The 14,362-nt window shown below is 72.4% G+C and carries 10 protein-coding genes; 4 read left to right on the forward strand and 6 right to left on the reverse strand.

Annotated features, from left to right (window positions below):
- Positions 1 to 115: 115 nt before the first annotated feature.
- Positions 116 to 571, reverse strand: a complete 456-nt coding sequence (locus ACIA77_RS47170) for a DUF664 domain-containing protein (RefSeq protein WP_395892737.1) — start codon at positions 569 to 571, stop codon at positions 116 to 118.
- Positions 572 to 860: 289 nt separating this feature from the next.
- Here ACIA77_RS47170 and ACIA77_RS47175 point away from each other — a divergent pair, with 289 nt between their 5' ends.
- Together ACIA77_RS47175 and ACIA77_RS47180 are read left to right on the forward strand one after the other, a co-directional pair.
- A complete protein-coding gene (locus ACIA77_RS47175; RefSeq protein WP_395892738.1) occupies positions 861 to 1,430 on the forward strand; it encodes a CGNR zinc finger domain-containing protein in 570 nt (189 codons plus the stop codon).
- A 156-nt stretch (positions 1,431 to 1,586) separates the two neighbouring features.
- Entirely contained in the window at positions 1,587 to 3,173 is a 1,587-nt protein-coding gene (locus ACIA77_RS47180) for a cytochrome c biogenesis protein DipZ (protein ID WP_395892739.1), read from the forward strand.
- 259 nt (positions 3,174 to 3,432) lie between these two features.
- Here ACIA77_RS47180 and ACIA77_RS47185 read toward each other — a convergent pair whose 3' ends face one another.
- Positions 3,433 to 4,947, reverse strand: a complete 1,515-nt coding sequence (locus ACIA77_RS47185) for a long-chain fatty acid--CoA ligase (RefSeq protein ID WP_395892740.1) — start codon at positions 4,945 to 4,947, stop codon at positions 3,433 to 3,435.
- Between the two features lie 151 nt (positions 4,948 to 5,098).
- Here ACIA77_RS47185 and ACIA77_RS47190 point away from each other — a divergent pair, with 151 nt between their 5' ends.
- Together ACIA77_RS47190 and ACIA77_RS47195 are read left to right on the forward strand one after the other, a co-directional pair.
- The gene (locus ACIA77_RS47190; RefSeq protein WP_395892741.1) at positions 5,099 to 5,548 is read left to right on the forward strand and encodes a MarR family winged helix-turn-helix transcriptional regulator; all 450 of its coding nucleotides are present in this window, start codon (positions 5,099 to 5,101) and stop codon (positions 5,546 to 5,548) included.
- A complete protein-coding gene (locus tag ACIA77_RS47195; RefSeq protein WP_395892742.1) occupies positions 5,545 to 9,609 on the forward strand; it encodes an ABC transporter ATP-binding protein in 4,065 nt (1,354 codons plus the stop codon). The genes ACIA77_RS47190 and ACIA77_RS47195 overlap by 4 nt, the downstream gene beginning before the upstream one ends.
- A gap of 64 nt (positions 9,610 to 9,673) precedes the next feature.
- Here ACIA77_RS47195 and ACIA77_RS47200 read toward each other — a convergent pair whose 3' ends face one another.
- From ACIA77_RS47200 to ACIA77_RS47215, 4 genes are read right to left on the reverse strand one after another with little or no spacing between them, the layout of a single operon-like run.
- Positions 9,674 to 11,014, reverse strand: a complete 1,341-nt coding sequence (locus ACIA77_RS47200) for an MFS transporter (protein ID WP_395892743.1) — start codon at positions 11,012 to 11,014, stop codon at positions 9,674 to 9,676.
- On the reverse strand, positions 10,992 to 12,005 hold the full coding sequence (locus ACIA77_RS47205) for a 2-hydroxyacid dehydrogenase (RefSeq protein ID WP_395892744.1): 1,014 nt from the start codon (positions 12,003 to 12,005) through the stop codon (positions 10,992 to 10,994). The genes ACIA77_RS47200 and ACIA77_RS47205 overlap by 23 nt, the downstream gene beginning before the upstream one ends.
- Positions 12,002 to 13,132 (reverse strand): maleylacetate reductase, encoded by a 1,131-nt coding sequence (locus tag ACIA77_RS47210; protein ID WP_395892745.1) that lies wholly within the window; start codon positions 13,130 to 13,132, stop codon positions 12,002 to 12,004. The genes ACIA77_RS47205 and ACIA77_RS47210 overlap by 4 nt, the downstream gene beginning before the upstream one ends.
- Complete coding sequence (locus tag ACIA77_RS47215; RefSeq protein ID WP_395892746.1) at positions 13,129 to 14,331, reverse strand: enolase C-terminal domain-like protein; 1,203 nt, start codon at positions 14,329 to 14,331, stop codon at positions 13,129 to 13,131. Before ACIA77_RS47215 ends, ACIA77_RS47210 begins: the two co-directional genes overlap by 4 nt.
- Between the last annotated feature and the right edge of the window lie 31 nt (positions 14,332 to 14,362).

The following is a 14,362-nucleotide window of genomic DNA, read 5'->3' on the forward strand; positions in this document are numbered from 1 at the left end:
TGTGGGCCATGCTCCGCGACAACGCCAACTACCACGCCTCACCCCCGATCCCAGCAGCAGCGTGACTTGACAATCCCCATTGGGAAGTCCTTTCACGACAGAACTTCGGGGTTTCTCAGGCGGCGGTGCGGGCTCGGGCCAGCAGGACGTCGCGCAGGATTTCGAGCTGGCCGTGGTGCTGGACGAGGTCGGCGCACAGGTGCAGCAGCGCGCCGCCGGCGTCGAGCGGGTCGCCGAGGCCCGCGAGCGCGGCCGGGACCGGCGCCTGCGGATCGGCGCGGCCGACGTCCTTCTTCAGCTGGTCCACGGTCTTGCGAACCAGCAGCGGAGCGACGGGGCCGCACGCGGTGAACTCGGCGTCGCGGTCGCGGTGGGCCGGGCGGCCGGAGACGACTTCGCCGGCCCAGTAGGCGGTGGCGCCGAGGCAGTGGTTGAGCACGGCGTACGGGGTGTTGGCGCCCGGCACGTCGAGGCGGACGCCGGCCAGGTCGTCGCCGAGCTGCTCGACGATGGCCGCCATGCCGGCGAGGGCGCGGGTGGCGACGTGCAGGTACTGGCCGGGGGTGATCACCAGTGCTCCCCCGCCGCCAGGCCCGGGAGCACGACCGTGGCGCCGGTGAGGGCACCCATCGTGACGAGCAGGTTCCGCAGGACGAGCAGCAACGTGACGGTCGGATCCATCGGAGTGAGACCTTTCGGGAATTGCGGGGCCGCCGTTTCCCGGGGCCTCCGGCGTCGATGCCGAAACTCTCGCACGCCCATTCGTCACCAGTCAAGAAGGTTACTAATTCCACCGGGCAAAAAATTTATGGTGGTTAGGTTTGTTGCGCACTGATTCGTCACCTGTCAGACTGGTGTCCATGGAACACGCCTTCCCCTGCGGGAACCCGGCGCTCGACTTCGTCGGGACCCTGCGCGCCCGCCGCAACGCCGAACCCCTGGAGAAGCTGGGCTCACCCGGCAGCCTCGACGCGTGGTTCCGCGAGTCCGGCGTCACCGACACCGACCCGGGCAGCCGGCTCTCCGACGTCGCCGCCGCCATCGAGCTGCGCGAAGCGATCTACGCGCTGGTCGCGGCCCGGCTCACCCACCACGACGCCGACCTCGGCGCCATCGGCGTGGTCAACGAGTTCGCCGCGCGGCCACCGGTGGTCCCCCAGCTGTCGGTGGACGGCCGCCAGCTGGAGGCCACGCCCGCGCAAGCGCTGTCGTCCGTGGCCCGCGCCGCCGTCGAGATCCTCGGTGGACCCGACGCGGACCTGCTCAAGGAGTGCGGCCGCCCCGAGTGCACCCAGATCTACCTCGACCACTCCCGCGGCTCCCGCCGCGAGTGGTGCGCCATGGCGACCTGCGGCAACAAGATGAAGGCCGCCGCCTACCGCGCGCGCCAGCGCGGCAACCCACCCCTGGCCCCGGCCCGCCAAGCCTGACCGCTCCCCCGGCACCGGCCGGCGAAGGCTCGCCTTCGCCGGCCGTTTTCGTGCCGCGCGTCGCAATAAATTCGTAACCGCTCAAAGAGGTTACGAACAGGAGCGTCGGCGCGCTAAGCTCCCCGCACTCGGATTTGATCGCACGGGGAGAATTCCATGCTCACTCTGGTACTGGCCGGCCTGCTCGCGGGCGTGGTCACGAGCATTTCGCCGTGCGTGCTACCGGTGCTGCCGGTCGTGCTGACGGCCGGGACCCGGCGGCCGGTTCGGGTGGTCGCGGGGCTCGTGCTGAGCTTCAGCGTCGCGACGCTGTTCGGCTCGCTGCTGCTGAGCGCGTTCCACCTACCCCAGGACTTGGTGCGCGACGCCGGCATCGCCGTACTGGCCCTGCTCGGCGTCGGCTTGCTCGTGCCGCGGGTCGGTGAGCTGCTGGACCGGCCGTTCGCGCGGCTGCGCGGGCACGCGGCCGGCCCGGACGGCACCGGGTTCGCCGTCGGACTCGCGCTCGGCCTCGTCTACGTGCCGTGCGCGGGCCCCGTGCTGGCGACCATCGCCGTGCTCGGTGCGACGCACCAGATCGGGTTCGGCGCGCTGGCCCTGACGGCGGCGTTCGGCGCCGGCGCCGGGATCCCGCTGCTCGTGCTCGCCCTGGCGGGCGACCAGCTGACGCGCCGGGTGCGGTTCCTGCGCGCCCGGGCCCGCGCGATCCGCGTGACCACCGGCGTCGTGCTGCTCGCGCTGGCGGCCGCGACGGCGTTCGACCTCACCGCCGGGCTGCAGCGCAGCGTGCCGGACTACACGGCGGCGCTGCAGCAGAAGTTCGAGAGCGGCGCGTCGGCGAACCTGCGGCAGCTCACGGCGGCACCCGAGCCGGCCGGCATCACCGCGTGGCTCAACACCCCCGGCGGCCGGCCGCTGACGATCGCGGGCCTGCGCGGGAAGGTCGTGCTGGTCACGTTCTGGACCTACAGCTGCGTGAACTGCCGCCGCGCCCTGCCCCACTACGAGAGCTGGTACGACACCTACCGCGGCTCCGGACTCGTCGTGCTCGGTGTGCACACCCCGGAGTTCGCGTTCGAGCACGAGCCCGCGAACGTCGCCGACCAGGCCAGGGCCCTGGGCGTCGACTACCCCGTGGCCATCGACAACGACTACGCCACCTGGCAGGCCTACGGCAACGAGTACTGGCCCGCGTCCTACGTCGTCGACGCGTCGGGCCAGATCCGCGGCTCCCACTTCGGCGAAGGCTCCTACGCCGACACCGAGCAGCAGCTGCGGCAGCTGCTCACCGAGGCCGGCTCCGGCCCGCTGCCCGCACCCGCCGACGTCCCCGACACGACCCCGACGGAGTCCACCACGCCCGAGACCTACCTCGGGCCGAAGAACGCGCCCCTCGACAGCACCGGCGACCTGCCACCGCTGGGCCGCTCCCGCGAGCTGCACTTCCCCGCCGCGGTCGCCGCCGACACCTTCGCCCTCGACGGCACGTGGACGGCCGCACCCGAACACCTCACCGCCGGCCCCGCCGCGCGCCTGCGCCTGGACTTCCACGCCCGCGCCGTCCACCTCGTCCTCGGCGGCACCGGCACGATCACCGTCGACGTCGACGGCACCCGCACCACCGTGGAAGCCTCAGGGGTGCCGAAGCTGTACACCCTCCTTGCCGGCCCGGTTTCCCGGCATTCGCAGGTGACCCTGTCATTCACGCCCGGCCTCCAGGCGTACGACTTCACCTTCGCCTGACCGGCCACAGTAGACGGTCAGGCGCCCCGCAGGGCCCGCTCGTAGCAGCCGACCGCACACCGCCGGCCGGTCTCGCCGTCACGCCAGGTCGCGACACCACCGTCCAGCCCCGCCCGCGCCGGCCGCGACGCCCCCGGAACGAGCGGCAGCCCGACCCGCAAGGTCTCGACCACGAAATCTTGAAACCGGTCCGCGACATCACACAGGGCGCCTCGGACCCGAGTCTCACACGGCGGCCAGCACTGACCACAGTGGACGCTCACTGCCCCCGCAACGGCAGCTTCGTGATCTTCCCCGTCGGCCCCTTCGGCAGCTCCGGAACGATCCGCACACGGCGCGGGTACTTGTACGCCGCGATCCGTTCCTTGGCCCACGCGACGATCTCCCCGGGGTCCGCCGCGGCGCCCGGTTTCAGCGAGACCACCGCGACGATCTCCTCGCCCAGCCGGTCGTCCGGTTCGCCGATCACAGCCGCCTCGGCGATCGCGGGGTGGCGGTAGAGGAGTTCCTCGACCTCGCGCGGGTAGACGTTGTAGCCGCCGCGGATGACGAGGTCCTTCTTGCGGTCGACGACGAACACGAAGCCGTCGTCGTCGACGTAGCCGAGGTCGCCGGTGTGGAACCAGCCGCCGCGGAAGGCTTCGGCGGTTTCGGCGGGGCGCTTGTAGTAGCCCTTGGTGATGTTGTGCCCGCGCAGCACGATCTCGCCGACGTGGTCCGGACCGGGCGGCAGCGGCCGGTCGGCGCCGTCGACGATGCGCAGCTGCACACCCCAGATCGGCTTGCCGATGGAGAGCACCTTGCGGTTCGCGGCGCCCGGGTTCACGGTGGTCGTCGACGCCGACTCCGAGAGGCCGTAGCCCTCCAGTACCGGGATTCCGTACTTCTCCTCGAACGTCCGCAGCACCTGCTCCGGGATCGCGGCCCCGCCGGAGCTGCCGATGCGCAGGCTGCTGGTGTCGTAGCCGGAGCTGTCCGCGACCGCCAGCGCGTGGTACATCGTGGGCACGCCGGCCATGATCGTCACGCGGTCGCGCTCGATCGCCGCCAGCACGGCCTGCGGTTCGAACCTCGGCACGACCGACACCGTGCGGCTGTGGCGGGCGGCGGAGTTGAGGATGCTGGAGAGGCCGTAGACGTGGAAGAACGGCAGCACGGCGAGCACCACGTCGTCGGGTTCCGCACCGAAGGTCTGACCGCCGATCGTGCACGTCATGTACAGCGAGAAATGGGACAGCTCGGCACCTTTCGGACGACCGGTGGTCCCGCTGGTGTAAAGCAGCACGGCGGTGTCGTCGGCCGCACCCGGGTACAGGTCGCCGTCGTCGCGCGCGTCGAGCAGCTGCGTGAACGGCGCCGAACCGGCGGGCCAGCCGTCGAGGTCACCGACGACAACTGCGGACGCGGAAGGGACCTCGGTGAGCGCTTTGGCCGCTTCGTCCACCACGGCGGCGCCCGCGATGAGCAGCCGCGCGTCGGAATCGGTGAGGTGATAAGCGATCTCGCCGGCCTTGAGCAGCGGGTTCAGCGGCACCATCACGAGGCCGGCCTTGAGGATCCCGAAGTACGCGAACACGAACTCGGGCCCGTTCGGCAGCTGCACCGCGACCTTGTCACCCGGGGCCAGTCCGCGCTGCCGCAACGCGGTCGCGACGCGGCCGGACAACTCGTCGACCTCGGCGTAGGAGTGGATTCCGCCCGGAAAACGGAGAAAGTCCTTTTCCGGCTGGGCGAGAGCGGACTCCCGCAGGATCGTGGCCAGGTTGAAGCTCACGCTACCTCCGAACCTCGTTCTGCTCGCGACGCCCGCGAACGGTGCACTCCGTTGTCGACCCAGTCCGGTCGCCGCCAGATTACCGAATCATGTTCGGTTCGCCGAACCACACTAGTTCGACGATCGAACAAACAGGGGTTACAGTCGGATCATGCCCCCTTCCGGAGAATCCCGCGAGCAGTCCGCGCTCGGCGCGGTCCGCGCGCTCGCCCGCGCCTCGCGGCTGCTGGAGCGCTCGTCGGGTGAACTGAACCTCGCGCACTACCGCGTGCTGTCCGCGATCGCGTCGGGCGACGAACGCGCCTCGCGGGTCGCGCGGCGGCTCGCGCTCGGCCGCCCGGCCATCAGCGCCGCGGTCGACGCCCTCACCAAACGCGGCCTCGTCGTCCGCGGCGGCGTCGACGCCGACCACCGCGCCACCGCGCTTTCCCTCGCACCGGAAGGCGAACGCCTGCTGGCCGCGACGGAGGCCGAGATGATCGCGCGGATCACGGCGCTGGTCGCCCGCACCCCCGACGCCGAGCGCGTCCTCGAAGCCCTGGGCTGGCTCGACACGGCCATCGACGAGGTCATGGCGGAACGGATGGCCGAAACCCAGTGACCGCCGGCGAACAGCAGCACACTTCGGGAGACGGCGAAACCGAGGCGGCCGCCGCGAACAGGGACCAGCGCCGCCGCGCCGCCGCCGCCGAGCAGCAGTCCGGCGGGACCTCCGCACCGGCCGGCTCCGCAACCCGGCCACGCCACCGAGACAGCGAGCGGCCCCGCGGCGAGCAGCGCTCCGCCGGGGAACTCACACCACCCGGCCCGGCAACCCAGGACCGACCCCACAGTTCGGCCAAGCAGCCGTCCGCCGACGAAGAGAAGTCGCGCTGGCTGCGCCGCCTCGGCGGTTACGTCCTCCGGCACCGCCGGGAGCTGCTGATCGCGTTCGGCGCGGCCGTGCTCGGCAGCGCGTGCCAGACCGTGGTGCCGCTGCTCGAACGCCAGATCGTCGACGGGGTGATCCTCAGCCGGTCGGCGTCGTTGTGGCCGTGGCTCGTCGCGTTGCTCGTGCTGTCGGCCGCGGCGTTCCTGTTCGCCTACCAGCGCCGCTACCGGGGCGGCCGGGTCGCGCTCGCGGTGCAGTACGACCTGCGCAACGACATCCAGGCGCACCTGCAGCGCCTCGACTTCGCCGCCCTCGACCGCATGCCGACGGGTCAGGTCGTCTCCCGCGCGACGTCCGATTCCGCCCTCGTGCAGGGCCTGCTCAGCCTGCTGCCCATCATGAGCGGCAACATCCTGCTGGTCCTGCTCTCGCTCGGCGTGATGCTGGTGCTGTCGCCGGTGCTCGCGCTCGTCAGCCTCGTCGTGGTGCCCGGCCTGCTCGCCGTGTCGTACCGGATGCGCCGCCGCATCTTCCCCGCCACCTGGGACGCGCAGCAGCGCGAAGGCGACGTGGTGCAGATCGTCGACGAGGACGTCAACGGCGTGCGCGTGGTCAAGGCCTTCGGACAGGAGGGCCGCGAGCTCACGCGGCTGGCCGACACCGCGGGCGACCTCTACGGCCGGCAGCTGCGGGCCGTGCGGCTGCAGTCGCGCTACCAGCCGCTGCTGCAGGCGATCCCCGCGCTGGGCCAGGTCGCGATCCTCGTGCTCGGCGGCTGGCTCGCGCTGCACCACGGGCTCAGCCTCGGCACGTTCCTCGCGTTCTCCACCTACGTCGGCCAGCTCATGGCCCCCGCGCGTCAGCTCGCCGGTGTCCTCGCGATCGGCCAGCAGGCCCGCGCGGGCGTGGAGCGGATCTTCCAGCTGCTCGACCTCGAGCCCGCCATCGCCGACGCGCCCGACGCCGTCGACCTGCCCCCGGCGCGCGGTGAGCTGACCTTCAAGGACGTCCACTTCGGATACTCGGCGGACGCGCCGCTGCTGCGCGGTTTCGACCTGCAGATCGCCGCGGGCGAACGCGTCGCGCTCATCGGTCCCAGCGGCAGTGGCAAGACCACCGCGACCACGCTCGTCTCGCGCTTCCACGACCCGGACGCCGGCGCCGTGCTGCTCGACGGGCACGACCTGCGCACGGTGCGCCTGCGGTCGCTGCGCTCGCAGGTCGGCGTGGTGTTCGAAGAGAGCTTCCTGTTCTCCGACACCATCCGCGCCAACATCGCCTACGGCCGGCCCGGCGCCACCGACGAGGAGATCCTGGCCGCGGCCAAGGTCGCCGAGGCCGACGGCTTCATCCGCGCCCTGCCGCGGGGTTACGAGACCGTGGTCGGCGAACGCGGGCTGTCGCTCTCGGGCGGGCAGCGCCAGCGCATCGCGCTCGCCCGCGCCATCCTCACCGACCCCCGGGTGCTCGTGCTCGACGACGCCACCAGCGCCGTCGACGCCAACACCGAGGAGTCGATCAACGCGTCCCTGCGCGAGGTGCTGGCCGGGCGCACGACGCTGCTCGTCGCCCACCGCCGCTCGACCCTGCACCTGGCCGACCGCGTGGTGGTCCTCGACGGCGGGGTGGTCGCCGACCAGGGCACCCACGAGGAGCTGCTCGACCGCAGCGCGCTCTACCGCACCCTGCTCACCGGCCTCGAAGAAGAAGCCGCCGAACGCGTCGGCGACCGCATCGAAGCGCTCACCGAATCGGGCACCACGGCGTCGGCGTGGCGGGGCGAGCAGGGCAACGGCCGGCGCGCCCGGCAGCGGTTCGCGACGCGCGCCCCGGGGCTCGGTGGCGGGCTCGGCGGGTCCGGTGGCGGCAGCTGGCGCGCCGCGCTGCCGCCGACGCCGCAGCTGCTCGCGCGCGTCGACGAGCTGAAACCGGTGCGGGACTTCGCGAAGGTGGACCTCGCGGCCGAAGCGCGCCAGGACCGGGCGTTCTCGCTGCGCACGCTGCTGCGCCAGTTCCGCCGGCCGCTGCTGTTCGGGCTCCTGCTGGTGGTGATCGACGCCGTCGCGTCGGTGATCGGGCCGGTGTTCGTGAAGAGCGGCGTCGACGACGGGGTGCTGCAGGGCTCGCAGGCCGTGCTGTTCGGCGCTGCGGGGCTGTTCCTGCTCATCACGCTGGTGGCGTTCCTCGACGAGGTGGCCCAGACGTTCGTCACCGGCCGGACCGCGCAACGCGTGATGCTGTCGCTGCGGATCCGGATCTGGGCGCAGCTGCAACGGCTTTCGCTCGACTACTACGAGCGCGAAATGGCCGGCCGGATCATGACGCGCATGACCACCGACGTCGACCAGTTCGAATCGCTCATCCAGAACGGGCTGCTCTCGGCGCTGGTCGCCTTCGTCACCTTCGCCGGAGTCGGGGTCACGCTCGTGGTGGTCAACCCGCTGCTGGGCCTGTGCACGCTCACCGTCGTGGTGCCGCTGGCGATCGGCACGGTGATCTTCCGCCGTCGCGCGGCGAAGCTCTACGACGTGGCGCGCGACCGCGTGGCCATCGTGAACGCCGACTTCCAGGAGAGCCTCTCGGGCGTGCGCGAGTCGCAGGCGTTCGCGCACGAGGGCGAGACGATCCGCCGGTTCCGCCGCCTCGGCCGCGACTACCTCGACGCGCGCTACTCCGCGCAGCGCCTCGCCGCCACGTACTTCCCGTTCGTGCAGTTCCTTTCGGCGGGTGCCGACGCGATCGTGCTCGGCGTCGGCGCCGGGATGATCTACACCGGGCACCTGACCCCGGGCGCGCTGATCGCGTTCATCCTGTACATCGACCTGTTCTTCTCCCCCATCCAGCAGCTGTCGCAGGTGTTCGACTCGTGGCTGCAGACGCGCGTGTCGGTGAGCCGCATCGCCGACCTGATGCGGCTGGAGACGCTCACCCCACCCGCCACGGACCCCGTCGACCCGGGGCGGCTGCGCGGCGAGATCACCTTCAGCGGCGTGCGGTTCGCCTACCCGGCGCCGCCGCGGCCGATCGCGGAACGCCGCGGCCCGGCCGATCCGCGGCTTGTCGCCGGTGCCCAGGTCGCCGCCACACCGCCGGAGGCGCTGCGCGAGATCGACCTGACGATCGCGGCCGGCGAGACCGTGGCCCTGGTCGGCGAAACGGGCGCGGGCAAGTCGACCGTGCTGAAGCTGCTCGCCCGCTTCTACGACCCCGACCACGGCAGCGTCCGCGTCGACGACCTCGACCTGCGCACCCTCGACCTCGCCGCGTACCGGCGCGCGCTCGGGTACGTGCCGCAGGAGGCGTTCCTGTTCACCGGAACCGTGCGCGACAACATCGCCTACGGCCGGGCCGACGCCACCGACGCCGAAGTCGAGGCGGCCGCCCGCGCGGTCGGGGCGCACGAGTTCGTGGCCGCGCTGCCCGGCGGGTACCTGCACGAGATCGCCGAACGCGGCCGGTCGCTGTCGGCGGGACAGCGCCAGTTGCTCGCGCTCGCCCGCGCCCAGCTCGTGGACCCGGCGATCCTCCTGCTCGACGAGGCGACCTCCAACCTCGACCTCGCCGCCGAGGCCCACGTCGCCGACGCGATGCGCACCCTGTCCCACGGCCGCACGACGATCGTCATCGCCCACCGCCTGCAAACCGCGCAGACGGCCGACCGCATCGTGGTGCTCGACCGCGGCCGCATCACCGAAACCGGCAGCCACGACGAACTCCTCACCCGCGGCGGGCGCTACGCCGGGATGTGGGAGGCGTTCGAGCTGCTGTCGGGGCAACCTTCTCAGGCGTGACACTGGAACCCGCTCCGAGCCGGTCGGGGGGAAGCCGGCCCGGAGCGGGGGGGAGAGAAGGCCGTCAGGCGCCGGCGCGTTCGGTCACGGCGGGAAACGGCTCGACCATCGGCGCGAGGTCGGTGCCGCGGGTTTCCGGCAGGGCCAGGACCGCGAGCAGGCCCGCGACGGCGACCACGATCATCGCCACCGCCACGAGGTTCGGTGAGCCCGCGCCGAGCGCCACGAGTCCGACGCAGATCACCGGGGCCGGGCCGGACAGCACCGCACCGGGGATCTCGCGGCCCAGCGCGAAGCCGCTGAAGCGGTACTGGGCGGGGAACAGTTCGGCGTAGAACGCGGCCTGCGAACCGAACATCGCGAGGCACCCGCCGAGCGCGAGGGCGAAGGCCACCACGACCAGGCCGACGTTGCGCGTGTCGAGCAGCCAGAAGAACGGGAACGGCACCAGGGCGCAGAAAGCGCTTACGGCCAGGTAAACGGGCCGGCGGCCGGAGCGGTCGGAAACCTTGCCCAGCACCGGGATCGCCGCCGCGCCGACCGCGCAGCCGACCAGCAGCGCCACGAGCGCGCTGCTCTTCGCCACACCTTTGCCGGCCAGGTAGCTCAGCGAGTACGTCTGCACCACGTAGATGTTGAACGCGAGCACCCCGTTGGCGACCATCACCAGCAGCAGGCGTTTCGGCATCGCCTTGATCATCGTGAGCGCCGGCACCTTGGTGCGCGCCCGGGCGTCCTTCAGCTCCGCGAACACCGGTGATTCGGGCACCCGCAAGCGGATCAGCAACCCGATGCCGACCACGACGAAGCTCAGCAGGAACGGCACCCGCCAGCCCCAGCTCATCAGCTGGTCTTCGGGCAGCGCCGCGACGCTCGCGCTCACCGCGGCCGCCAGGCCGATGCCGAGGAACACCCCCGAGGCGGGCAGCGAAGCGAAGTAGCCCCGCTTTTTCGCCGGCGCGAACTCCGCGACCATCGTCACGGCGCCCACGTATTCGGCGCCGACGCCGAGGCCCTGCAGCAGCCGGCACACCACGAGCAGCACGGGCGCGAGCATCCCGATGCTCCCGTAGGTGGGCAGCAGTCCGATCACGACGGTCGCGATGCCCATCAGCAGCAGCGTGCACACGAGCGAGAACCGGCGGCCGTACTTGTCCCCCACGTGGCCGAAGATCATCGCGCCGAGCGGCCGGGCGAAGTAGCCCACGCCGAACGTCGCGAACGCCGCGACCCGCCCGGCGGTGTCGGAGAACTCGGGGAAGAACAGGGTCCCGAACACCAGCGCCGCGGCCTGGCCGTAGACGGCGATGTCGTACCACTCGATGAGGCTCCCGATCACCGTCCCCGGGATGAGGCGGCGCCGGGACTCGGCCCAGATCTGGTCAGGTGTTGCGGTGGGGGACATGGCTGGCTCCTCCTTGAGCGGTGCCATTCGGCGGGCGAACGACGTGGCGCAGCGGCTCCCCTGCGGCGAGCCGGTTGATGTTGTCCGCGATGACCGCGTAGCGGCGGCGCGGCAGCTGGGTGGTCCACGCGCTGGAGTGCGGCGTGCACCAGGCGTTCGGCAGGTCCCACAGCGGGTGTCGCGCGGGCGCCACGGCGTCGGCCACCCCAGCGGGGTAGCGGTACCAGACGTCGAGGATCGCGCCGCCGATCCGCTGCTGCACCAACGCTTCGTACAGCGCGGCCTCGTCGACGATCTGCGCGCGGGAGATGTTGACCAGCACGGCGTGAGCGGGCATCCGGGCGAGCGCGGCCGCGTCCACGAGCCCCGTGGTCTCCGGGGTGAGCGGGCAGGCGAGGACGAGGTAGTCGGCCGTTTCCTGCACCTGCGCCAGCCGGTCCGTCGGCAGCACGCGCGCGGTGCCGTCGTCGGCGGCGTGGTCGTCCACCGCGAGCACCCGGACGCCGAACGCGGCGGCGCGCGTGGCGATGGCCCGCCCGATCCGCCCGTACCCCACGAGGCCGAGCGTCTTGCCGTGCAGCTCGCCGTGCGGGATGCGGTGCGCGTAGAGCCGCGGCCAGGCGTCCGGGCCGAACGAGGCCTGCAGCGCAGCCGCCCGGATCTCCCACTCCAGCAGGCGGGCGAGCACGAACTCCGCGATCGGCGTCTCGTGCTCGAACACGTTGGCCACCTGGGTTTCCGGGGCCAGCGCGGCGAAATCGATCCGGTCGAGGCCCGCGCCGGGCACGTGCAGGAGCCGGAACGGCGGCGCCTGGCCTTCCGGCCGGGAGAGCCGCAGCGACACGACGACGTCGTCCGGGCCGAACTCCGCGTCGAACGCGGCCGAGTCGGCGGCCGCCCACGGCAGCCCGGCGACCTCCCACGGCTGCGTCAGGTGCGGACGCAGGTCGGCCTCGTGCTCCGCGGCCTCGCCGATCAGCAGGACCCTCATCGCGCGCCGCCCGGTCTGGTGCCCTCGGCCGCCGCGCGGAGGATGGCGCGCACGGCGGCCGGGGTGACCGGCGCCGGATTGCCCGCCCGGCCGCTGTCGTGGGTGTCGGGTGTGGCCGGAGCGCCGTCGGCGGTGGTCGCGATCTCGACGGCGCGGTCCTCGTCGCCGGGCTCGAAGCCGACGTCGGCGAGCCGCACCGGGAGCCCCGCGCCGACGGCGAGGTCCCACAAGTACCCGGCGAGCTCGTCCGTGCCGAGCGCGGCGGCGATCCGGCCGAGCGGCCCGGGCGCTTGCCGCACGAGGTGGTCGGTGACGTAGGGCAGCACCACGGCGTGGGCGACGCCGTGCTCCACGTCGTAGCTGCCGCCGAGCATGTGCGCGATCGCGTGCTGCATCGCGAACCCGCCGGTCAGCGCGGCCCCGGAGAGGTAGGCGCCGTACAGCATTTCGGATCGCAGCACGAGGTCGCCCGGGTTCGCGAGCAGCGCCGGCAGCGTGGTCGCCACCACGCGGGCGCCCTCGACCGCGGCGGGCGCGATCAGCGGGCTCAGGCTCGGCAGGGAGATCGCGTCGACGCAGTGCGCCAGCGCGTTCATCGCGCTCGACGCGCTGACCGCCGGCGGCAGCCCCACCGACAGCTCGGCGTCGTAGACCACTGTGGACGGTCGCATCGCGAGGCTTTCCCGCATGCGCTTCACCCCGTCGGCGGTCATGCCGCAGAACCCGGTCATCTCCGAACCCGAGTAGGTGGTGGGCATCGCGATGATCGGCAGGCCCGACTCGTACGCGATGCCCTTCGCCAGCCCCGTCGCCGCGCCGCCGCCGACCGCGACGAGGCAGTCGGCGCCGCGGCTCGCGGCCTTCTCGGCGCCGCGGCGCACGAGCTCGACCGGAACCTGGCTCACGGCCTCGGGCAGCAGCCCCGCGCACCGGTCGCCGATCGCGGAGGCGAACCGGTCGCCGAGCTCGGTGCGGCCCGGCGTCGTGACGACCAACGCCCGGCTCGCGCCGAGCCGGGCCACCTCGTCGCGCAGGCCGGCCGAGGTGCCGGGCCCGAAGACCACGCGGGGCGGCGTGGCGTTGTGCACCCCGGCGGGGTGGGCGAACGTCCGCGGGACGGCGGTCACCAGTCCACCACCGTTCCGTCGGCCAGCACGGCCGAGCTGCTGTGCGGCACCTCGGGCCGATACGGGTGCTTCGCGGCTTCCCGCTCGTCGACCTCGACCCCCAGCCCGGGTGTCTCGGGCACCTGCCAGTGGCTGCCCACCCGGGTCATCGGGGTGCGCACGACGTCGTCGTACCAGCTCACCGCGCCGCTCATCTCCTCTTGGATCACGAAGTTCGGGGTGCTCACGTCGAAGTGCAGGGCCGCGGCACCGGCGATCGGGCCGTTGGGGTTGTGCGGCGCCACGCCCACGAGTTCGGTGTCGGCGACGGCCGCGATGCGCTTGCCCTCCAGCAGCCCGCCGGTGTGGTTGAGGTCGGGCTGCGCGACGTGCACCGCCTTCGCGGCGAACACCGGCAGGAACTCGCCGAGCCCCACCAGCCGTTCCCCGGTGGCGATCGGCACGCGCGAGCGTTCGGTGACCTGCCGCAGCGCCGCGGTGTCACCGGGCTGCACGGGTTCCTCGCAGAAGAGCGGTTCGTACGGCGCCAGCACGTCGAGGTACTGCAGGGCCGCGGCGACCGACGCGGTGCGCCCGTGGAAGTCGACCATGATGTCGACGTCCGGGCCGACGGTGTCGCGCAGCGTCGCCATCAATTTGTCGACGTGCCGCCGCTCGGCCGCCACGGTCAGGTGGTGGCCGTAGGGGATGAAGACGACCTTCATCGCGTCGTAGCCCTGCTCGACGACCGCGGCGGCCTTCTCGCGCAACACGCCGGCGTCGGCGGTGTCGTAGACCGAGGTCATGTCGCCGAGCCCGAGGTGGGTGTAGACGCGCACCGAATCGCGGACCCGACCGCCGAGCAGCCGCCACACCGGCAGCCCCACCGACTTGCCGAAGATGTCCCACAGCGCGTGCTCGATGCCGCTGATCGCGGTCGCGCCGATGATGCCGAGGCGGTAGTAGCTGTGTTTGGTCAGCACCCGCACGATCTGCTCGACGTCCCGCGCGTCGCGGCCGACGACCAGCGGCGCGAGGTCCTCGATCGCCCCGGTGACGGCCCGGGTCTTCCAGTTGAGGCTCGCCTCGCCCCAGCCGTACAGGCCGTCCTGGTCCGTGCGGACCTTCACCAGGATCCAGTTCCTCAGCTCCGCGTTGACGACGGTCGTCTCCACGGACGTGACGCGGATCGGCGGACCGCCGGACGTCGGCAACAGCATTCGGTGCTCTCCGTTCTTCGAGTGGCGCAGG

This window comes from Amycolatopsis sp. NPDC051903 (assembly GCF_044452505.1).
Classification (GTDB): domain Bacteria; phylum Actinomycetota; class Actinomycetes; order Mycobacteriales; family Pseudonocardiaceae; genus Amycolatopsis.